Annotated in this window: 18 protein-coding genes and 1 other annotated feature (1 of these 19 running past the window's edge); of the genes, 4 read left to right on the top strand and 14 right to left on the bottom strand. The window is 44.3% G+C overall.

Annotated features, from left to right (window positions below; translation table 11 throughout):
* The first annotated feature begins 183 nt into the window (after positions 1 to 183).
* Positions 184 to 573 carry a DUF1093 domain-containing protein gene (locus IGK63_RS03335; protein WP_005237494.1) on the top strand — a complete coding sequence of 130 codons (390 nt, stop codon included), beginning with the start codon at positions 184 to 186 and terminating at the stop codon, positions 571 to 573.
* A gap of 319 nt (positions 574 to 892) precedes the next feature.
* Here IGK63_RS03335 and glnA read toward each other — a convergent pair whose 3' ends face one another.
* The 6 genes from glnA to IGK63_RS03305 form a co-directional block, all read right to left on the bottom strand.
* Positions 893 to 2,233 (bottom strand): type I glutamate--ammonia ligase, encoded by a 1,341-nt coding sequence (gene glnA, locus IGK63_RS03330; RefSeq protein WP_005225167.1) that lies wholly within the window; start codon positions 2,231 to 2,233, stop codon positions 893 to 895.
* A 59-nt stretch (positions 2,234 to 2,292) separates the two neighbouring features.
* Positions 2,293 to 2,673 carry a MerR family transcriptional regulator gene (locus IGK63_RS03325; protein WP_005225166.1) on the bottom strand — a complete coding sequence of 127 codons (381 nt, stop codon included), beginning with the start codon at positions 2,671 to 2,673 and terminating at the stop codon, positions 2,293 to 2,295.
* Positions 2,674 to 2,961: 288 nt separating this feature from the next.
* On the bottom strand, positions 2,962 to 4,206 hold the full coding sequence (gene hflX / locus IGK63_RS03320; protein ID WP_034872851.1) for a GTPase HflX: 1,245 nt from the start codon (positions 4,204 to 4,206) through the stop codon (positions 2,962 to 2,964).
* A complete protein-coding gene (miaA, locus tag IGK63_RS03315; RefSeq protein ID WP_016611941.1) occupies positions 4,203 to 5,120 on the bottom strand; it encodes a tRNA (adenosine(37)-N6)-dimethylallyltransferase MiaA in 918 nt (305 codons plus the stop codon). Before miaA ends, hflX begins: the two co-directional genes overlap by 4 nt.
* The gene (locus IGK63_RS03310) at positions 5,117 to 5,866 is read right to left on the bottom strand and encodes a glycerophosphodiester phosphodiesterase (protein WP_016611940.1); all 750 of its coding nucleotides are present in this window, start codon (positions 5,864 to 5,866) and stop codon (positions 5,117 to 5,119) included. Before IGK63_RS03310 ends, miaA begins: the two co-directional genes overlap by 4 nt.
* 221 nt (positions 5,867 to 6,087) lie before the next feature.
* Complete coding sequence (locus IGK63_RS03305; protein ID WP_008377057.1) at positions 6,088 to 6,606, bottom strand: hypothetical protein; 519 nt, start codon at positions 6,604 to 6,606, stop codon at positions 6,088 to 6,090.
* Positions 6,607 to 6,781: 175 nt separating this feature from the next.
* Here IGK63_RS03305 and clpP point away from each other — a divergent pair, with 175 nt between their 5' ends.
* Entirely contained in the window at positions 6,782 to 7,372 is a 591-nt protein-coding gene (clpP, locus tag IGK63_RS03300; RefSeq protein WP_005225161.1) for an ATP-dependent Clp endopeptidase proteolytic subunit ClpP, read from the top strand.
* Positions 7,373 to 7,432: 60 nt separating this feature from the next.
* Here clpP and IGK63_RS03295 read toward each other — a convergent pair whose 3' ends face one another.
* From IGK63_RS03295 to IGK63_RS03285, 3 genes are all read right to left on the bottom strand, one after another.
* Positions 7,433 to 8,026 (bottom strand): gamma carbonic anhydrase family protein, encoded by a 594-nt coding sequence (locus IGK63_RS03295; protein ID WP_016611938.1) that lies wholly within the window; start codon positions 8,024 to 8,026, stop codon positions 7,433 to 7,435.
* Between the two features lie 62 nt (positions 8,027 to 8,088).
* A complete protein-coding gene (locus tag IGK63_RS03290; RefSeq protein WP_016611937.1) occupies positions 8,089 to 9,846 on the bottom strand; it encodes an ABC transporter ATP-binding protein in 1,758 nt (585 codons plus the stop codon).
* Positions 9,843 to 11,576, bottom strand: a complete 1,734-nt coding sequence (locus IGK63_RS03285; RefSeq protein WP_086372649.1) for an ABC transporter ATP-binding protein — start codon at positions 11,574 to 11,576, stop codon at positions 9,843 to 9,845. Before IGK63_RS03285 ends, IGK63_RS03290 begins: the two co-directional genes overlap by 4 nt.
* Before the next feature lie 402 nt (positions 11,577 to 11,978).
* Here IGK63_RS03285 and IGK63_RS03280 point away from each other — a divergent pair, with 402 nt between their 5' ends.
* Both IGK63_RS03280 and rnjA read left to right on the top strand, forming a co-directional pair.
* Positions 11,979 to 12,191 carry a DNA-directed RNA polymerase subunit epsilon gene (locus IGK63_RS03280; protein WP_005225157.1) on the top strand — a complete coding sequence of 71 codons (213 nt, stop codon included), beginning with the start codon at positions 11,979 to 11,981 and terminating at the stop codon, positions 12,189 to 12,191.
* A 1-nt stretch (position 12,192) separates the two neighbouring features.
* Positions 12,193 to 13,872, top strand: a complete 1,680-nt coding sequence (rnjA, locus tag IGK63_RS03275; protein WP_005237517.1) for a ribonuclease J1 — start codon at positions 12,193 to 12,195, stop codon at positions 13,870 to 13,872.
* A 143-nt stretch (positions 13,873 to 14,015) separates the two neighbouring features.
* Here the strand turns inward: rnjA and IGK63_RS03270 are convergent, their stop codons facing one another.
* The 5 genes from IGK63_RS03270 to IGK63_RS03250 form a co-directional block, all read right to left on the bottom strand.
* Positions 14,016 to 14,216, bottom strand: a complete 201-nt coding sequence (locus IGK63_RS03270; protein ID WP_005225155.1) for a cold-shock protein — start codon at positions 14,214 to 14,216, stop codon at positions 14,016 to 14,018.
* A 200-nt stretch (positions 14,217 to 14,416) separates the two neighbouring features.
* Positions 14,417 to 15,109, bottom strand: coding sequence for a RadC family protein (radC, locus tag IGK63_RS03265; RefSeq protein ID WP_008377042.1), 693 nt, complete (start codon positions 15,107 to 15,109; stop codon positions 14,417 to 14,419).
* A gap of 82 nt (positions 15,110 to 15,191) precedes the next feature.
* Positions 15,192 to 15,866 (bottom strand): HAD family hydrolase, encoded by a 675-nt coding sequence (locus tag IGK63_RS03260; protein WP_016611929.1) that lies wholly within the window; start codon positions 15,864 to 15,866, stop codon positions 15,192 to 15,194.
* Positions 15,859 to 17,172 carry a bifunctional folylpolyglutamate synthase/dihydrofolate synthase gene (locus tag IGK63_RS03255; protein WP_016611928.1) on the bottom strand — a complete coding sequence of 438 codons (1,314 nt, stop codon included), beginning with the start codon at positions 17,170 to 17,172 and terminating at the stop codon, positions 15,859 to 15,861. Before IGK63_RS03255 ends, IGK63_RS03260 begins: the two co-directional genes overlap by 8 nt.
* A gap of 148 nt (positions 17,173 to 17,320) precedes the next feature.
* Positions 17,321 to 19,966, bottom strand: coding sequence for a valine--tRNA ligase (locus tag IGK63_RS03250; protein ID WP_016611927.1), 2,646 nt, complete (start codon positions 19,964 to 19,966; stop codon positions 17,321 to 17,323).
* A 758-nt stretch (positions 19,967 to 20,724) separates the two neighbouring features.
* Positions 20,725 to 20,847, bottom strand: a binding site (T-box leader) (it continues 112 nt past the right edge of the window).

Below are 20,847 nucleotides of genomic sequence, written 5' to 3'. Positions count from 1 at the left end.
AGAATAACATTACAATGTTGCAGGAAGGTTTCAGAAATGTTTTTCATTATCACAATTGTTAAACAGAAAATTACAAGCTTTTTGATAATAAACAGTAAACTTACAATATTGTTATCCATTTCGATGAATGATTTTGGCTCCATCATGCTATAGTAAACCCAGTAATTGAAAGGATCGATGCACATGAAAAAACTACTTTTGACGCTTGGCGTTTTGATTTTAGCAGTAGGTGGCTATTTTGGCTACACTTACTATACAACAACTTATCAAGGGATAACGGCCTATGCCATCACGCCCAACAAAGTCCCTGAAAAGACCCAAACGTACAGCGATTCCGGTGAAAAAATCGATGGCTCCTTTACGTATAAGTACACGTTTGAGTTTGTTAAGAAAAACGGCGAGAAAGAACTCATGACCTATGATCTTTCTGGTGAAAATGTGAAGCCATTCGCGCCAAATACCTTAGTCAAAGCAGAGATCAGTAAAACCCGTGTCATCTCGGGTCCCAATGAAGTCCCTCAATCAGAAGTCCCAGCAAAAATACTGTCTGAGCTGGAAACCTTTGACGAATAAGGACTTCTTACAAGAAACTTTCTACTTTTTAAGGTTCATTTTACTTTGACCGGCTATGCTAGCTTTATACCAAAACTATTTTTCTTCCTCTTACCAGTCCTCGCCCGACTGGTATTTTTTATTTTTTCTCAATAATCAGGCAAAATTTACGCGCCTTATAGACAGAACCGCTCTAGCTTCGCAATGTTTTTCTGTTCAAATTTTGATCAACCAGTTATTGACTATCGGAAATAAATAAACCGAGAATTATTAGGATAAAAGCTGAGTTCATCATAAAAAAACCGCTAGATTGTTTATCTCTAGCGGTTTTCTTGCGATTTTAGTATAGTTCCAAGTATTGTTCTCTTTCCCACTCGGAGACTGTTTGGCGGAAGGCTGCCCATTCTAATCGTTTTGCTTCGACAAAGTTGGCATAGATGTGTTTGCCTAAAGCATCGATCATCACTTGATCTTTGCGCAATGCTTTGATGGCATTGTGGATCGTTGATGGCAGATCTTCGATTTGTGCTTCTGCACGTTCTGTTTCGTTCATGATGTAGATGTTGCGGTCGACTGCTGGTGGTGGTGTCAACTCACGTCTAACGCCATCAAGTCCTGCTTGCAGTAAAACAGCCATTGCTAAGTATGGGTTGGCTGATGGGTCAACCGAACGCAATTCCAAACGCGTTGACAAGCCTCTTGATTCTGGTACCCGAATCAATGGTGAACGGTTGCGTCCTGACCATGCCACGTATACAGGCGCTTCGTAACCTGGCACTAAGCGTTTGTAAGAGTTGACGGTTGGGTTGCAGACAGCTGTGTAAGCACGGGCGTGTTCGATCAAACCGCCTAAGAAGTGATACGCTGTTTGGCTTAATTGCATTGGCCCTTCTTCATCAAAGAAGACATTTTCATCGCCTTTGAACAAGGACATGTTGCAGTGCATGCCTGAACCGTTGATGCCGAATAATGGTTTTGGCATGAAGGTTGCATGCAAGCCGTGTTTACGAGCAATAGTTTTCACGACAAGTTTGAAGGTTTGGATGTTGTCACATGCTTCCACTGCATCCGCATATTTAAAATCGATCTCGTGTTGCCCTGGTGCTACCTCATGGTGAGACGCTTCAACTTCAAAGCCAAGGCTTTCTAATTCTAATACGATATCGCGACGGCAGTTTTCCCCTAGATCGGTTGGGGCAAAATCGAAGTAGCCGCCTTTGTCGTTTAATTCCGTTGTGATTTCGCCTGCTTCATCTAATTTGAATAGGAAAAATTCTGGTTCTGGTCCAAGATTGAAAGAAGTAAAGCCAAGGGATTGCATGTCCGCTAATGCCCGTTTTAAATTGCCGCGAGGGTCGCCTGCAAATGGGGTGCCATCTGGATTGTAGATATCACAGATCAAACGAGCCACTTTGCCATGTTCACTTTCCCAAGGGAAGATCATCCATGTCGACAAATCAGGATACAGATACATGTCACTTTCTTCAATACGGACAAATCCTTCAATAGAAGAACCGTCAAACATCATTTTGTTTTCCAGTACTTTATCTAATTGACTTACAGGTACTTCAACGTTCTTGTTTGTTCCTAAAATATCAGTAAACATCAAGCGTAAAAAGCGCACGTTCTCATCCTTTACGATTTGTTTGATGTCTTCGGCAGTTCTTTCAAATTTTGGCATAGTATCCCTTCCTTTTTCCCAATTCTTTTTTTATATCACAGCAATGATCTACAAGTGTTCTACATTCGTGGACCTTTTTGCTGGTATGGCTGTTGTTGATTCAATCCACCTTGAGCCAAGAGTTCATCATAAAAAATTCGACGAACATCTTCATCGGTCAGCGGCGGTTTGTTCTTCGCTTCTTTTTCTTTGGCAACTTTCATTTCATAAACTCGTTTGATCCCAGCCATGTTCAGTCCATCGGAAAGATAGTCTTTGATCTCTAGCAAGGTATCAATATCATTCAGCGAATACATGCGTCGATTGCCATCGCTGCGTTCCGGGTGGATCAATTCTTGTTCTTCGTAATAACGAATTTGACGGGCGGTGAGATCGGTCAATTTCATGACTGTTCCGATAGGAAAGACTGACATTGAGCGCCGCAATTCTTTTTCCCGCATAACTTGGCTCCCCTCCGTTTCAATGATGCTGCGTAACTTTATGGAAACTATACCAATTCTTTTTTTGCGTGTCAACCCCTCATGTTAGAAAAAGTGACATGAATGCAAATTTTTTTGATTTTTTCATTAGGTCCTTGATTTGATCGTATGTTCAAGCAGTTGTTTTTATGGAAGAAATGGTGCTTTAGCCAAAAATGTTCGGTTTTTGCGTTCAAAGCAAGCCAAACCACTTATACTTCATAATTTTGTCACGACAAAAAAACGGTGCATCGGTTGCACCGTTTCTGCTTATTCCTGTTCTTGCGCCATTCTGCGTAGTGGATAGGTATCCTCCAGCGCAAATCCTTTGATATGATAGGTCTGTGTTGCTTCATCGAAGGCATTGCTCAAAACTAGTGACTCCCGTTTTAAACGATTCAGCGCATTGCCTTCATCGGCTTGCAGAACCAGATGATAAGGCTGCATGATCTGCATCAACTCCATTTTGATCGCCTGAGTCAAGCGTTCTTTGCCTTTGGTACTCTTTGCCGAAATCAAGACGTTGGGAAAGAGCGTTGGGACAAACTGATCGGCGTCGATGCGATCCGCCTTATTATAGACCGTCAACATCGGTAATTGGCTCAAAGAAAGTTCTTCCATTAACTTCAAGACGGTCTCCTCTTGCTGAACCCGTTCTTCGGAACTGGCATCGACGACATGCAGCAAGAAGTCCATGTTTTGACTTTCTTCCAGTGTGGAATGAAACGCATCGATCAATTGGGTCGGCAATTCTTGGATAAAGCCAACCGTATCGGTAATGGTGACTTCAAATCCTTCCGGCATCCGCCAGCGTTTCGTCAAAGGATCGAGTGTTGCGAACAGCTGGTCTTGTTCATAGGTATCCGCACTGGTTAAAATATTTAAAATAGTTGATTTTCCGGCATTGGTATAACCAATCAAGCCCATTTGAAAGACTTGGCTGTCTTTGCGCTTTTGGCGTGTCCGGTCTCGATGGGCGGCCACTTCCTTCAATTCCCGTTTGATGATGGTGATGCGGTTGCGGATGTGTCGACGATCGGTCTCCAGCTTGGTTTCCCCTGGCCCTCTCGTTCCGATTCCGCCCCCTAGCCGAGACATGTTCTTTCCTTGCCCTATCAAACGTGGAAGCAAATAATCCAGCTGCGCCAATTCTACTTGTAGCTTTCCTTCTTTGGAACGGGCACGCATCGCAAAAATATCGAGGATCAGCTGGACGCGATCAATCACTGGCACTTCTAGCGCATCACCGATCAACTGGCTTTGCCTTGGTGTCAGTTCATGATTGAAGATCACTAGATCTGCTTCATGTGCTTCTGCCAACTGCTGCAATTCCGCAACTTTCCCCTTGCCAATCACGGTTTGTCGATCGACTTGCTGCCGTTTTTGCACCAGTGAAAAAACAACTTCGCCATTGGCGGTTTTTGTTAAGCTTTTCAATTCTTTCATTGACGAATCAAAATGAAGATAGTTTTTCTCCGTTTCTACTCCGACAAGAATCACACGTTCTTGGCTCATCTTTTCTCCTCCAACCATTGGTTGATTTCTGTTTCAAGGGTACGTTGTTCTTCAGGTTGTCTCACTAAATCAATCCATCGGGGCTGTGCTCGGTTATTGAACCACGTCAGCTGCCGCTTGGCGTAGCGGCGTGAGTTTTGCTTGATTTGCTCAATGGTTTCATCCAATGTGGCCTGCCCGTGAAAATAGGGCAAAAATTCCTTGTAGCCGATCCCTTTTGCGGCTTGCGTTTCTGGATACTGCAAAACAGCTTTTGCTTCTTCGATCAAGCCTTGATCCATCATTAAGTCCACTCGCTGATTGATTCGCTGGTATAACAATTCTCGCTCAGTGGTTAAACCGATCATGAAGAAATCGTACAAAACTTGCGGTGTTTCTTTTGGTGCAGCAATACTTTCGCCAGTCATTTCAAAAACCTCCAACGCACGAATCACTTTCCGCTCATTGTTGTAGTGGATCTTCGCTGCTGCCAAGGGATCGACCGCCTGCAGCTTTTGCCATAGAGCTTCTTTGCCGATGGCTGCTGCTTCTTGTTCATAGCGCTGACGAATCGTTGAGTCGCCTTCTTCTGCCCCTAAACGAAAGTCATACAAAAGCGCTTGGATGTATAGCCCTGTCCCCCCCACAATGATCGGCAGTTTTCCTTGTTGCTGGATCGTCTCAATGGCCTCACGCCCCATTTGCTGGAAATCAGCCGCAGAATACGTTTCCGTCATTGCACGAATATCGATCAAATGATGAGGAATCCCTGCCATTTCTTCCTTCGTCACTTTGGCGGTACCGATATCTAATTGTCGATAAATTTGCATGGAATCCCCGCTGATGATCTCCCCATGGTATTTTTGAGCTAATTGGATACTCAAGGCGGTTTTACCGACTGCGGTCGGTCCCACGATCACTAAGACTTTTTTCATCCTTTTGTTTCCTCGCGGACCTGCTGCACAATTGCCCGAGCGTTTTCTGGAAAATCGGTGATGATCCCGGTCAACCCCAAAGCCAAGCAGGTGCGAATCGCCGCTTCTTCATTGACAGTCCACGGACGGATCGCAATCGGAAAATCAGTCAAGACCGTTGCTGTCTCTTGGACCCAGCGATAGGCCGGATGAATTCCTTCGATATACGGTCGGCTGAGCGCCAACGGTGGTTTGTCTTCCCCGCGTCCCATAATAAAATCAAGGATCGCATCCGGTTCGATCGCATGCATCCGATCCAAAGTCTCGATATTAAAGGAACAATACCAATGAGTAAAAGGCCATTCTTGGCTATTCAATAAATCGGATACTTTGGCTTCGATTCCTTCATACTCATAATGATCGGTTTTTAATTCGATCGTCAAAATGCCACGATAATTCTTCGCTGCAAGTAAATCCAACACTTCTTTTAGCGTGGGGACTTTGGCGGCTTGGAATTCCTCAGAAAACCAGCTGCCGGCATTGAGTTCTTTTAGTTCAGCAACTGTCAGGTCACAGATCCGACCTTTGCCGTTGGTCGTTCGATCAACCGTTTCATCATGCATGACGATCAAGCCGCCATCTTTTGATAGATGTACATCTAACTCAATGATATCAGCTTTGACCCGCACCGCTTCCGCGAATGCCGGTAGCGTGTTTTCAGGTCGGTTGCCGCTACTCCCGCGGTGGGCAACGATTTGTACCATCATTCTTTCACTCCATTCTCACTCTTTATTTTACCATGGAATCTGCTAGAACCAAAAAGCCTCTGTTTGTTTTGATCCTTTTAAGGGGACAGCGCTTTGTTTCGGTCAAAGAAAAACACTCTTACTATGATCGCAGTAAGAGTGTGTGTGATCAGTTGAAAAAGTGCAATCGTCGATACTATGGTTTGGTTACCTTAACCAAGGCGACCGACTGACCAGAAGAATCAAATCGTTTTTGAAAAATAGGTCAACGGTTCGCTCGTCATGTTTTTCATTTGGTTTTTACGCTCATTGACCATTTCAACCAATTGATCAAGGAAATTTTCCATAATGATCCGACCGCCTTTATACGTATACCCACCGATCTTAACGGTTTCCTCTGGCGACAAAATCACCCGACGTGTCCCGATTTTTTTGAAAAATTCTTCCAAGAAAAAATTCGGTAGATAAAAACTGTTTTGCGCCGCAAAAGATTGTAGATAGGCAAAATCATCGATGGTGATATAACAGTCGTCAAAGGCATCAAAGCTGACATACTCATCCATCAGCATGACCCGTTTTTGTAGAATCTCACTGATTTTTTGATTCAATAAAACCAGCGTTTCGATTTCTTTGACTTTATGCTCCAACAAACGGCGTTGTTTTTCTTTTTGTTCCTCATACCGTATGCGTAAATTAAAAATGATGGTTACTAACAATGCGCCCACTAAGACGCCAATCAAACCTGCTATTGCTACTGCCATTCTTCGATCCTTCCTCATTCCTTTTTTAATATTGTATCATATTTGAAAGTTTCGCAAAAAAGATAACGAACTTTTTATTTGACCTTTCTTGACCTAATCGGTATACTATCTCTTAGATATTGCGAAAACTTTATGCTAAACTATATCTATAACGATTTTTAGGAGGACTATCACTATGAATTTAATTCCTACTGTCATTGAACAATCATCTCGCGGTGAAAGAGCGTATGACATCTATTCTCGTCTATTAAAAGACCGGATCATTATGTTGAGTGGTCAAGTAACCGATGACTTAGCAAACTCGATCATTGCTCAGCTTTTATTCTTAGACGCGCAAGATTCTGAAAAAGACATCTACTTGTACATCAATTCGCCTGGCGGAAGCGTTACTGCTGGTCTAGCGATCTTTGATACCATGAACTTTATCAAAGCCGATGTCCAAACCATCGTTATGGGGATGGCTGCTTCTATGGGTTCATTCTTATTGACCGCTGGTGAAAAAGGCAAACGTTTTGCGTTACCAAATGCCGAAATCATGATTCACCAACCATTAGGTGGCGCACAAGGTCAAGCAACTGAGATTGAAATTGCTGCCCGCCACATTTTGGCAACCCGCGAACGTCTGAACAAAATCTTGTCAGAACGTACTGGTCAACCAATCGAAGTGATTGAACGCGATACCGATCGCGACAACTTCATGACCGCACAAGAAGCCAAAGACTACGGCTTGATCGACGAGATCATGGAATCAAACAAATTGAAATAAGCTTGCATAAAAAGGTGTACGAAGCAATTCGTACACCTTTTTGCGTCTTTTGGTTCATCGTCAGACTTCGCCATATTGGCCTTGTTGGTAAGCATGCCCATTTTCCACGTAATGCGTGATGTTTGCCTGATTTTTGGCGATCTCTTCTTCTGTCAACGGGCGGATCACTCGTGCCGGACGACCAAACGCCAACACATTAGGAGGAATGACGGTTCCTTCCGTCACTAACGAACCGGCACCTAACAAACTATTTTCGCCGATCACGGCATGATTCAAAACGATCGAGCTCATGCCGACCAGCGCCCCTTTTTTGATGGTACAGCCATGGAGCATACACTGATGCCCAACAGTCACATCGTCTTCAACGATCGTCGGGGCATCGTGATCAACGTGGATGATCGTTCCATCTTGAATATTGGTACGCGCGCCGATTTCGATTCGATTGGCATCGCCTCGAATCACTGCTTGAAACCAGACCGTACTATCTTTTCCTAGAGTCACGTTTCCTACGATCGTCGCATTTTTTGCCACAAAACAAGGTGTCGCTTGCGGCGAGGCGGGCGAAACTGTTTTTTGGGTTTCATTCCCTGATTGTTCTTTGTCCATCAACTTCTCCTTCCAATCCATAAACGGATCTGCGCTTTCTTTTTTCACTATAGCACCACCCTTGCTACAATGCAAAAAGAGCGCCAGTCAGACTGGACGCTCTTTTCGGCTTACTCGGCTTCTTCTGAAAATTGACTTTGATACAGTTGGCTATAAAAGCCGCCAGCTGCCAACAAGGTCTCGTGATTGCCTTTTTCAATGATCGACCCTTGATCCATCACTAAGATCAGATCTGCTTCACGAATCGTTGACAAACGATGGGCGATCACAAAGCTGGTACGACCTTCCATCACTTTATCCATTGCTTTTTGAATCAGCGCTTCTAAGCGGGTATCTACCGAACTGGTGGCTTCATCGAGAATCAAAATCTTCGGATCAGAGATGACTGCCCGGGCGATGGTCAACAATTGTTTTTGTCCCAAGGAGACATTATCACCTTCAGAATTGATGATCATCTCGTAGCCATCTGGCATCGTACGAATGAAGTGATCGACATTGGCGGTTTTCGCTGCATCAACGACTTCATAATCGGTGGCATCTAATTTCCCAAAGCGAATGTTATCGCCGATCGTGCCTTCATACAGCCACGCATCTTGTAAAACCATCCCAAACAGTGAGCGGACATCGTGACGTTCCATCTTTTTCGTGTCGATGCCGTCGATCTTGATAGCCCCTTCATTGACATCATAAAAACGCATCAACAAATTGATCAAGGTCGTTTTCCCAGCACCTGTTGGTCCAACGATCGCCACAGTTTGCCCAGCTTTGACTTCAAAGTTCAAGTCTTTGATCAATGGTTTTTTCGGATCATAGGCAAAGCCGACATGTTCAAAGGTCACGTCACCTCTGATTTGTTCCGGTAATTGGATATCGGTTCGATTGACTGGCTCTTCTTCCTCATCTAAGATTTCAAAGACCCGTTTTGCTGCTGCTGAGGCACTTTGCAAGACGGAAGACAACTGGGTAATGTTCCCCATTGGCTGACTGACTTGCCAAATGTATTGAATGAACGCTTGCAGCTGACCAACAACGATCACGCCGCTGATCACGTAAAAACTACCCATGACTGCCATTGCGATATAGGTAAAGTAAGCGGTCATTTGCACCAGTGGCATCATCAATCCTGACACAAAGGCAGAACGAAAGCCGTAATAGCGCAACTGGTGGTTAACGTTTTTAAACCCTTCAAGTGTTTGCTTTTCCCGTCCATACACTTTCAACACACTGAATCCAGTCATGTTTTCTTGTACGTAGCCGTTCAGATCTCCTAACGAATTTTGCATGCCTTGGAAGTCCTTTTGCGACTTTTTGACGATTGTGCGAGAAATCAATAAGGAGGCTGGGATCATGATCAATGAAACCAATGCCATGTAAGTATTGATATAAAACATCATAGAAACCGCCATAATGATTCCTAAGAAGGCATTGACGATCCCGATCAAGGCTTGCTGCATCGCACCGCTGACGGCATCCACGTCATTGGTCACCCTTGACAGGATATTCCCTTGCTGGTTGCGGTCGAAGTAAGAAACGGGCAGACGATTGATTTTTTCTTCAATGTCTTGCCGCAAATCTCGCATCGCAGATTGGACAACGTTGGTGATCAGCAGCCCTGACATCAATTGTGAGAAACAGTAACCGACACCAACGACTGCGATCCAGATCAAGCAAAGGATCACGTAATCAAAATTAACGCCTTCGCCTGCAGCGATGTTGCGGCTGATCTCTGTCGTCGGCAATCCAGAAACATACGGCATTGCCGCATTGAAGCCGACGGTTGCAACTGTAAACAGCAAGACTAGGATAAATTGTACTTTGTATGGTTTGATGTAAGCACCTAACCGTTTTAAAGAAGAGATTGCTTTCATTGTGCCAACTCCTCCTCTGATAATTGTGACGCCGCAATGTCGTAGTATACTGGACAAGTTTGCAGCAGTTCTTTGTGGGTACCGATCCCAACCACATCGCCTTCATTCAAGACGACGATCTTATCGGCATTCATGATCGTTCCTACTCGTTGAGCAACGATCAAAACGGTCGATTCCGTGGTTTCTTTTTTCAAACGTGCCCGCAATTTTGCATCCGTTTGGTAATCCAATGCAGAAAAACTATCATCAAAAATATAGATCTCTGGTTGGCGAATCACCGCACGGGCAATCGCTAGACGTTGTTTTTGTCCGCCAGAGAAGTTGCTTCCGCCTTCTGCCAAATGAGCATCAAAGCCATCTGGTGTGCGAGAAATGAAATCGGCCGCTTGCGCAATCTCGGCTGCTCGTTCCAGCTCTGCTTGCGTGGCATCTTCTTTCCCATAGCGCAGGTTTTCTGCGATCGTCCCTGTAAATAGCAACGCTTTTTGAGGGATAAACCCGATCTTGTTGCGCAAAGTCGTTAAACTGTAATCCCGAACGTCAACGCCATCCACCAAGACTTGGCCTTCACTGACGTCGTAAAAACGCGGAATCAATTGGATCAAGGTCGATTTCCCGCTCCCGGTACTACCGATAAACGCCACAGTTTCACCTGGTGAAGCGGTAAAGCTAACATTACGAATCACTGGACTTTGCGCATGTCCCGGATAAGCAAAGGTAACATTTTTGAATTCCAAGAAGCCTTTCGTCTTAGTTTCTGTCACTGGCTGTTCTGGTTCTTTGATTTCAGAAGTCGCATCTAACGCTTCTTGGATTCGACGAGCAGAAACCGCCGCTCGTGGATACATCGTAAAGACAGTCGCAAACAGCATGAAAGAAAACAGCGCATGGAAGATGTATTCGATAAATGCAATCAAGTCACCGACCTGCAGTTGCCCTTGATCGATCTGAATACTTCCCGTCCAAATAATCAAAATCATCACGATATTGAATAAGAAGAAAAAGCCCGGTTGTGCCGTTGCCATCAAGCGAAACAAGCTGCGAGAACTAGACGCATAGGCTTGGTTGACTTTGCCAAAGCGTTTTTCTTCAAATTTTTCATTGACGAAGGCACGGATCACTCGTAAACCAGAGAGATTTTCCCGCAAAATGCCATTGATTTTATCTAGATTGGCTTGTTGCTTGGTGGATAATGGTTCCGAGATTTTGGCAATGGCGATGACTGCCATTAGCAATATCGGCAATGCCCCCAAGACATATAACCCTAGTTGTGTACTTGTCCGCATGACCATGTACAAGCTGACCACAAACATCATGGGTGTCATCAAACCCGTCCGTAAGATGCTTTGCATAAACAGCATGATTTGATACGCATCATTGGTCACACGGGTGATCAATGATGAAACCCCGATTTTTTCATATTCAGTATGTGAATAGCCTTGGACTTTTTCAAAAAGATCGTCACGAATATCTGCCACAATGTTAGTGGTGATACGTGACGTGAAATAGCCTAACAAAATGTTCATCGTGATCCCCACAATGGTGATCGCGATCATCGCCGCACCCATTTTCCATATGTAGTCGCGATCACCAGCGGCGATCCCTTTGTCGATCATTCTTGCCAATAACGTCGGCAAACCTAATTCAATCAAAATAAAACCAAAAACACAGATGAAATTAAAAACCAGCAGTTTTTTGTTTCTCATCGTATAGTGCCACATTAATTTCAAAAAATCCCCTCCTTTTTTACTTCATTACTTCTACTATAGCATAGGAATATTCTTATTGTAATGCACTTTCAACGAAAAAAAGTAAACTTCGGAAATAGTCGTTTCATTTTCTTTCAGTAAACCTTTTCAAAAATGACGTGTTTCTATACTTATTCGTTTTTCTGTGATAAACTAGGGATACTTGTAGTGGAACGACTTACAAACCCGGTGAATTTTTTATGACGACATTTGGAAAGCAAAGACGAGGCTTTCTCTTTTTTCTCACAACGATTGTCTGAAAAAAGCATGCAGCGGCTCTCGAAGCCTTCTTTTCAGGTCACTTTATTCGGACCTCGATTTTGTGATGCAGCGAATTCATCAACCAAATAGACTACTGCGAAAAGCAGATAAAGGAGAAAAGATATGATTTACAAAATTTATTACCAAGAAACAAAAGACCGCAACCCAAAGAGAGAACAAACCCACTCTTTGTACATTGAAGCAGACGATGCAGTGATCGCACGCCGTCTAGTGGAACAAAATACCCCATACAACATCGAGTTCGTTCAAGAACTAGATGAAAAACATTTAGCTTACGAAAAAGAAAACGCTGATTTCAAATTAGCGGAGTTTTAAGATGAAAGTTTCGCTGAAAAATAATGAGACCGGCGTATTCGGCGTCGGTGGACTTGGCGAAATCGGAAAAAACTGTTATGGGGTTCAATTCCAAGATGAGATCATCTTAATTGACGCGGGAATCAAATTCCCCGAAGATGAACTGCTTGGGATCGACTATGTCATTTCCGATTATAGCTACATCGTTCAAAATTTACCGAAAGTCAAAGGCTTGATCGTTACTCATGGTCACGAAGACCATATTGGCGGAATCCCTTACTTGTTGCGGGAAGCCAATATCCCAATCTATGCGGGACCATTGGCACTTGCTTTGATCACCAACAAATTAGATGAGCATGGCTTATTGCGGGACGCGGAATTACACGAAATCAATGAAGATACGGTGATTCGTTTCCGTAAAACGTCCATCAGCTTCTTCCGAACGACCCACAGTATCCCTGATGCTTTAGGTGTCGTTGTCAAAACGCCTTCTGGCAATATCGTCGCAACTGGCGATTTCAAGTTTGACTTTACGCCTGTGGGCGAACCAGCAAACTTGCACAAAATGGCAAAAATTGGTGAAGAAGGCGTCCTTTGCCTCCTTTCCGATAGTACCAATGCAGAGATTCCGACCTTTACCAAATCAGAAAAAACGATCGGCAGCTCGATCCAAAAGATTTTTGAAAAAATCGATGGTCGGATCATTTTTGCCAGCTTTGCCTCCAACATTTTCCGTCTCCAACAAGCTGCAGATGCGGCGGTTGCGACTGGACGTAAAATCGCCGTTTTTGGACGCAGTATGGAAAATGCAATCGTCAACGGACAGCGCCTTGGCTATATCAAGGTGCCAGATGGTACATTTGTGGAATCTCATGAGATCAATCGTTTGCCTGCAAATGAAACGATGATCCTTTGTACGGGTTCTCAAGGAGAGCCGATGGCTGCTTTGAGTCGGATTGCCAACGGGACTCACCGTCAAATCCAAATTCACCCAGATGATACCGTGATTTTCTCAAGCTCACCGATTCCAGGAAATACCACGAGTGTCAATCAGCTGATTAACTTGCTGTTGGAAGCTGGCGCAAACGTGATCCATGGCAAATTGAACAACATCCATACTTCTGGTCACGGTGGCCAAGAAGAACAAAAACTGATGTTGCGTCTAATGAAGCCAAAATTCTTCATGCCTGTCCACGGGGAATTTCGGATGCTGAACATCCACACCCAGTTGGCACAAGATGTCGGTGTACCAAAAGAAAATTGTTTCATTATGGAAAATGGTGACATGTTGGCCTTAACAGCGGATACCGCTCGCTTGGCTGGTCATTTCAATGCCAATGATGTTTATGTTGACGGCAGCGGTATCGGTGATATCGGAAATGTCGTCTTACGAGATCGTCGTATTCTTTCAGAAGAAGGCCTCGTCTTAGCGGTAGCGACAGTCGATGTGGCGAAGAAAGAAGTTCTTGCTGGACCAGATATTCTTTCTCGTGGGTTTGTTTACATGCGGGAATCCGGCGAGATGATCAACGAAGCCCAACAAATTCTCTTCCGTGCATTGCGGGAAGTCTTGAACCAACCAGACCCAACAGAACACAAATTAAGAGAAGCGATGTCATCGGCTTTACAGCCATTCCTATTTGAAAAAACCGAGCGTCATCCAATGATCCTTTCAATGATCATGACACCGGATAATTTATAGTTTCATATGCAAGGGGAGTTCTCAGTTTACTGGGAACTCCCCTTTTTCCTTTCCGTTGCAAAAAGCAAAAAAAAGACCATCGAATCGATGGTCTTTTGGGTTTTTGATTTCAAAGTGCTCTTACTGGCAGTTTGTTTGAAAGCTTACGCTTTGTTTACGTTAACTGCTTGAGGTCCACGATCAGAATCTTCCACGTCGAAAGTTACTGCTTGACCTTCTTCTAAAGTTTTGAATCCTTCACCTTGGATCGCTGAAAAGTGTACAAATACGTCTGTACCGTCTTCGCGAGAGATAAAACCAAACCCTTTTTCAGCATTGAACCATTTTACTGTACCTTGTTCCATTATAAAAAAACCTCCTCGTGCATAAGCACTTAATTATGTGTAACATTGCCTTTGTGCGATAGAGGCCTAACGTGCGTTTCAACATCTATTCAGCAAACAAAATTACAATAATATTTTACACTTGCCCGTATTTTTTTGCAAGACAGACGATTAGACAATTCACCTTTATTTTTAATAATGTTCGCAAATTAGCCGTTGTGTCAGCAAATTTCTTGATGCCAGAGGCCTTCTTCTCGCAAACTAACATAGGCATTGTCGCCAATAATTAAATGATCCAGTAGTTCGATCCCCATCAAGTCTCCGCACTTGATCAAGCGGCGTGTAAACAGCAGATCTGCCTCTGAGGCTTGGGGACTACCGCTGGGATGGTTGTGAACGACGATCACTCGTGCGGCACTGTAGCGTACCGCCCAATGAAAAATCTCCCGTGGGTGAGCGATCGACTGATTCAACGATCCGATGAAGATCGTCTTTTTTTGAATGATCTCATTTTTGGTATTCAAATAAATCCCGAGCAAGTGCTCCTGACGAAAGTCTTTTAATTCTTGGATCAGCTGATGAGCGATCGCCATACTGGAGTTGATCTTGCCGTACTTTGGTTGAACAGACCGCTGGATCCGCACACCTAATTCAATCATCGCTTTGATCTCGATGGCTTTGATTTGTCCGACGCCGCGAATTTCTTGTAATTCATCGATTGTCGCTTCTTTTAATTCATACAATTCTTCAAAACGATTCAAGACACTAGCCGCTAATTCCAAGACATTTAGGGGCCGTGAGCCAGTCCGCAACAAAATTGCCAACAGTTCTTGGTTCGAAAGGGCATCAACCCCATATTGCACTAAGCGCTCTCGTGGAAACGAGCTTTGGGGAATCTCTGTTTCATTGATCATAAAAAAACTCCTTTGCGTCGGTCTAATAAAAGATACGCAAAGGAGAGAGTATTTCATGAATAAGATGCGCAAAAAATCACAGTTAAATCGAAAAAGCCGTTTCTAGAAAATCTGGGACATCCTCTAGTGAAGGCAAGACTTTCAAGACTTTTTCTTCAATGATGGTCGTCGGCGCGATCAAATCGGGAATCATAATGACTGAGATCCCTGCCCCATGAGCAGCATGAATACCGTTAGCCGAATCCTCAAGGATCACCAATTCTTCTTTTGGTACCGCCAGTAATGCATGAGCTTTTTCAAAAATCTCAGGATCTGGTTTTGCCCGTGTGACATCATCAAAGCAGACAATCTTAGGAAATTCCGCCGTTAAGTCTGCTGCTTCCAGCAAGGTGTCGATCACTTTGCGCTGGTTACTAGACGCCAACACTCGGGGAATCTTTTTCTCATCAAGATAATGCAATAACTCGTGGATCCCCGGCTTCAATTCAGCTTCGCCCCGTTGGAACATTTCCAACGTTTGCTGAAAAGCCGCTTGAATAAATTCTTCAATCATCTGATGACCAAAGGCTTCATCGAATCTCTCATGATAAGCTGCCCAGACTTCTTCATCCGAAACACCTACATAGGCTAGGTATAACTCTTTTGTATAGGGAATACCCATTTGATCAGCCACGATTTGAGTCGCTTGGTAATAAAGCAGCTCCGTGTCAAAAATCAAGCCGTCCATATCGAAAATCACACCACGTAACTTAGCCATTTCTTCCTCCTATTGCCAATAACAATTCACGAACTTCTGAAACAAAATACAAGGATCCTGTCACCAGCAGCAAATCTTCATTGGTCATTTTTTCTAATAATTCTGCCAAGCCAAACTGCCATAAAGAAACGGTTGAGATTCGTTTTTCATCAAGTTCCTGATAGCCGTCTGCCAAATGCAGTGCTTTGGGAAAATCGAAGGTCGTTAAATAAATCTCGGCTTGGGGAATCGATAGCAATTGCTGAAGCATCTCATTGACGTTTTTGGTTTCAAGCGCTGAAAACAGTACATGGATGCGATATTCGCTGAACTCTTCTTTCATCGTATCTACTAAACGAGCCATGGCGTGTACGTTATGGGCACCATCGATAATCACTAGTGGCTCACTACTGATTCGTTCCATCCGGGCGGGCCAATAGGCTTTTCGCAAGCCATTGCGAATCTCTTTGGCTGAAAAGGGCAGTTGCCGCAGGTCGCAATACAGGCTGTATAATTGGATCGCAACACCGGCATTTTCTGGTTGATGGCGGCCTAACATCGGTGTTTTCAAGCCTTTGATTTTGCCATGCTCATTTTCAAAATCAAATAATTCTCCCCATTCTTCATCGGGACGACGATAGGTCACACGGTACTCTTGCCCTGCATGATAAGCAGGTGCCTGTGCTTCTGTAGCTTTCAAATCGATCACCGAAAGCGCACTTTCAACGATATTGCCAGTAACAAGGGGTGTTTGCGGCTTGATGATCCCTGCCTTATGGGCAGCGATCGCTTCAATGGTATCCCCTAAGACATCCATGTGATCCATGCCGATCGTCGTGATCGCGGTCAAAATAGGAGAAATAACGTTGGTACTATCTAAGAGTCCCCCTAATCCAACTTCAATAATCGCAACATCGACCTTTTTTTCTTCAAAATAGCCTAATGCCATAGCGGTAATGATCTCGAACTGGGTGATGCCCGTCAACGTTTCATCGCGATCAATTTCAGCAACCAGCGGCTGGATTTTTTCCACCCAAGCGACCAAGTCCTCATCTGATATAAATTGTCCGTTGATTTCAATTCGTTCATTGAACGCTTCAATGTGTGGGGAAGTAAAGGTCCCCACTTGCTGCCCAGCTTCTTCTAAAAGACTGCGCAAATAACTGACGGTCGATCCTTTGCCATTCGTACCGGCGATATGGATCATGGTCACCTTTTTTTCAGGATTACCCATCCGTTTTAATAATGCTTCGACACGCATCAATCCAGGTCTTTGCCCAAATGTCAAACGCGAATGGATCCACGCTGTTGCTTCTTCGCTTGTCATCTCGCTCACCTCGCTCCTATTTTAACAAAAAATGAACGGCTTTCCCAATTTCTTTCCTTTAAACGAGAAAATTGTTCGCCCTGTTTCTATTGAATAAGCAAAAACAAGCATCTCCGAAAGATGCTTGTTTGCGTGTGATGTGCTCATCCTATTGGATTGTGCGTAATTGTTCGATCCGTTCTTGAACGGCTTTTTGTTTTTCAAGATAATCGGCTTCTTTGCTGCGTTCTTGTGCCACGACTTCCTCAGGCGCATTGGCAACGAAGCGTTCGTTCGCCAGTTTGCCTTGTACCCGTTGAACTTCTTGGGTGAACTTCGCTAGTTCTTTCTCCAAACGCGCGATTTCTTCTTCAATGTTGATCAACCCAGCTAGTGGCAAGTAGATCGTCGCACCTGATAGGATGGCAGACATCGCCAATTCAGGGGCTTGCAAGCTGTTAGAGATTTCTAGTTCTTCTGGATTACAGAAGCGTTCGATATAGTTTTTGTTAGCAATCAAGAATTCTTCGATTTCAGGCTCATTTGCTTGGATCAGCAAAGTGATTGGTTTCGAAAGTGGTGTATTTACTTCTGCTCGGATGTTTCGAACCGAACGAATCAATTCTTTCAACACTTCCATCCCTTGCGCCGCTTTTTCATCCGTCCATTCTGGAGCCACTTGTGGATACTCAGCAACGACTAATGATTCCCCTGTATGCGGCAGCTTGCTCCAGATTTCTTCTGTAACAAATGGCATGATTGGGTGCAACAAGCGTAAAATTTGATCAAGAACATGGACTAAGATGCTCTTGTTAACTTGTTTCGCTGCTTCATTGTCACCATATAACGTTTCTTTCGACATTTCAATGTACCAGTCACAGAAATCATCCCAGATAAAGTTATATAATTGACGACCTGCTTCACCAAATTCGAAGCGTTCAAAAAGGTCAGTGACTTTTTCAATCGTTTCATTCAAGCGCGTCAAGATCCAACGATCCGCCACTGATTTTTCACCAGAAAAATCAATGTCTTCTGCAGTCATTTCGCTGACATTCATTAAGACAAAACGGGAAGCATTCCAAATTTTATTGATGAAGTTCCAAGCAGCATCCATTTTCTCATAGCTGAAACGCACGTCTTGTCCCGGTGCAGAGCCATTTGATAAGAACCAACGCAATGCATCAGCGCCGTATTGTTCAATGACTTCCATCGGATCGATCCCGTTTCCAAGAGACTTACTCATTTTGCGACCTTGTTCATCACGGATCAATCCGTGGATCAAGACATTTTCAAATGGTCGTTTACCAGTAAATTCCAAGCTTTGGAAAATCATACGGCTTACCCAAAATGCGATAATGTCATAGCCAGTCACTAATGTATTCGTTGGGAAGTAGCGTTGGAAATCTTCATTGTTTTCATCTGGCCACCCCATCGTTGAAAACGGCCATAAAGCAGAACTAAACCATGTATCCAATACGTCTGGATCTTGCTGCCAATTTTCGGCATCTGCTGGCGCTTCAAGTCCTACATACATTTCCCCCGTTTCTTTGTGGTACCAAGCTGGGATTTGATGGCCCCACCACAACTGACGAGAGATAACCCAGTCATGGACATTTTCCATCCAACGTAAGAATGTTTGGTTGAAACGTGGCGGATAAAAGTCCACCGCATCGTCGGTTTCTTGGTTGTCGATGGCTTGTTTTGCTAATGGTTCCATTTTTACGAACCATTGTGTCGATAAACGAGGTTCGACTACTACGCCTGTCCGTTCTGAGTGACCTACGCTATGGACCATTTTTTCGATTTTGATCAGACGACCTAACGCTTCTAAATCTTTCACGATTTGCTTGCGAGCAGCAAAACGATCCATGCCTGCATAGGTACCTGCTAAGTCATTCATTGTTCCGTCATCATTCATGACATTGACCCGTGGTAGGTCATGGCGGTTACCGACCTCGAAGTCATTCGGGTCATGGGCAGGAGTGATTTTTACGACCCCTGTTCCAAATTCTTGGTCCACGTACTCATCAGCGATGATTGGGATCTCTTTATTGACCAAAGGCAAGATCACTTTCTTACCAATCAATGCTTGATAGCGTTCATCTTCTGGATGAACCGCGACTGCTGTATCCCCCAACATCGTTTCTGGGCGAGTCGTTGCGATCTCCACCACGCCGCTGCCATCCGCTAATTCGTAAGACATGTGGTAAAAAGCACCTTCGATGTCTTTGTGGATCACTTCAATATCAGATAATGCCGTGCGGGCTTGCGGATCCCAGTTGATGATGTACTCGCCACGATAGATCAAGCCTTTTTCATATAGCGTCACGAAAACTTTACGAACCGCTTCGGATAATCCATCATCTAATGTGAACCGTTCACGGCTATAGTCTAGGGATAAGCCTAGTTTCGCCCATTGTTCCCGAATGTGACCGGCATATTCTTCTTTCCAATCCCATACTTGTTCAACAAATTTTTCCCGACCAAGGTCATAGCGAGAAATTCCTTGTTCCCGCAGCTTTTCTTCTACTTTGGCTTGGGTAGCGATCCCGGCATGGTCCATTCCTGGCAGCCATAAGGTGTCATACCCTTGCATCCGTTTTTGACGAATGATGATGTCTTGTAACGTGGTATCCCAGGCATGACCTAAGTGCAATTTTCCTGTTACGTTTGGTGGTGGAATCACGATAGAATAAGGTTTTGCTTCTTTGTTGCCGCTTGGTTTAAAACGGTCATGCTCTAACCAATCTTGGTAACGCCCGGCTTCTACTTCTTGGGGATTGTACTTGGTGGATAGATTCTCAGTTTCTGTCATAGTTGGTCCTCCTAAAGTTACGTTTTTTAAACGTAATGGTTGGTGTGGTTTTTTGGTGCCTGTTGCTGGGTAAAGCGCGAAAATGTTTGAATCGTTCAGGATGAGTGCAGTGGTAATTAACAGCTGTTTATTGTTGGTAAAAAAAATTGCTTACAGAGGTCATGGCTCACTTCCGTGATCCTCTATTGTGTCTTAGGGCTTTTGGCAAGCGATCTGGCTCGCTTCGTGAACCAATTTTGTTGACTTCGCGTACTGTTCATCATCTGCTCTGTCCCTCTTTGTGCGCCAGTCATAGTGATTCCTAGTATAGTTACTACGCTCCCTACGGTCGCCTAGTACTGTTCATCATCTGCTCTGCCCCACTTTGTGCGCCAATCATAGTGATTCCTAGTATGGTTACTACGCTCCCTTTGGTCGCCTAGTACTGTTCATCATCTGCTCTGTCCCTCTTTGTGGGCCAGTCATAGTGATTCCTAGTATGGTTACTACGCTCCCTTTGGTCGCCTAGTACTGTTCATCATCTGCTCTGTCCCACTTTGTGGGCCAGTCGCAGTGATTCCTAGTATGGTTACTACGCTCCCTTTGGTCGCCTAGTACTGTTCATCATCTGCTCTGTCCCACTTTGTGGGCCAGTCGCAGTGATTCCTAGTATGGTTACTACGCTCCCTTTGGTCGCCTAGTACTGTTCATCATCTGCTCTGTCCCACTTTGTGGGCCAGTCGCAGTGATTCACAGCAAAAAGCGCCCTAATGCCGAGGCATTAGGGCGCTGATACGCGGTACCACCTAAATTGCAGATTGCTCTGCCACTTTGACGTGAGGTAACGTTCACGACGCGCTTGATCTTACTGTGCGGCTTTGTCTGCAAGAAACAAACCGTGG

Origin of the sequence: Enterococcus sp. AZ040 (assembly GCF_050499185.1) — a bacterium.
In the GTDB taxonomy this organism is placed as follows: Bacteria; Bacillota; Bacilli; order Lactobacillales; family Enterococcaceae; genus Enterococcus_D; species Enterococcus_D entomosocium.
The sequence above is the reverse complement of the archived record's forward strand: the minus strand, read 5'-3'. Positions and strand labels throughout refer to the sequence as shown.

Excerpts from the sequence above, each read along its gene's own strand:
- IGK63_RS03335 (WP_005237494.1), top strand. The coding sequence starts at position 184 with ATGAAAAAACTACTTTTGACGCTTGGCGTTTTGATTTTAGCAGTAGGT.
- glnA (WP_005225167.1), bottom strand. The coding sequence starts at position 2,233 with ATGCCAAAATTTGAAAGAACTGCCGAAGACATCAAACAAATCGTAAAG.
- IGK63_RS03325 (WP_005225166.1), bottom strand. The coding sequence starts at position 2,673 with ATGCGGGAAAAAGAATTGCGGCGCTCAATGTCAGTCTTTCCTATCGGA.
- hflX (WP_034872851.1), bottom strand. The coding sequence starts at position 4,206 with ATGAGCCAAGAACGTGTGATTCTTGTCGGAGTAGAAACGGAGAAAAAC.
- miaA (WP_016611941.1), bottom strand. The coding sequence starts at position 5,120 with ATGAAAAAAGTCTTAGTGATCGTGGGACCGACCGCAGTCGGTAAAACC.
- IGK63_RS03310 (WP_016611940.1), bottom strand. The coding sequence starts at position 5,866 with ATGATGGTACAAATCGTTGCCCACCGCGGGAGTAGCGGCAACCGACCT.
- IGK63_RS03305 (WP_008377057.1), bottom strand. The coding sequence starts at position 6,606 with ATGGCAGTAGCAATAGCAGGTTTGATTGGCGTCTTAGTGGGCGCATTG.
- clpP (WP_005225161.1), top strand. The coding sequence starts at position 6,782 with ATGAATTTAATTCCTACTGTCATTGAACAATCATCTCGCGGTGAAAGA.
- IGK63_RS03290 (WP_016611937.1), bottom strand. The coding sequence starts at position 9,846 with ATGAAAGCAATCTCTTCTTTAAAACGGTTAGGTGCTTACATCAAACCA.
- IGK63_RS03280 (WP_005225157.1), top strand. The coding sequence starts at position 11,979 with ATGATTTACAAAATTTATTACCAAGAAACAAAAGACCGCAACCCAAAG.
- rnjA (WP_005237517.1), top strand. The coding sequence starts at position 12,193 with ATGAAAGTTTCGCTGAAAAATAATGAGACCGGCGTATTCGGCGTCGGT.
- IGK63_RS03270 (WP_005225155.1), bottom strand. The coding sequence starts at position 14,216 with ATGGAACAAGGTACAGTAAAATGGTTCAATGCTGAAAAAGGGTTTGGT.
- radC (WP_008377042.1), bottom strand. The coding sequence starts at position 15,109 with ATGATCAATGAAACAGAGATTCCCCAAAGCTCGTTTCCACGAGAGCGC.
- IGK63_RS03260 (WP_016611929.1), bottom strand. The coding sequence starts at position 15,866 with ATGGCTAAGTTACGTGGTGTGATTTTCGATATGGACGGCTTGATTTTT.
- IGK63_RS03255 (WP_016611928.1), bottom strand. The coding sequence starts at position 17,172 with ATGACAAGCGAAGAAGCAACAGCGTGGATCCATTCGCGTTTGACATTT.
- IGK63_RS03250 (WP_016611927.1), bottom strand. The coding sequence starts at position 19,966 with ATGACAGAAACTGAGAATCTATCCACCAAGTACAATCCCCAAGAAGTA.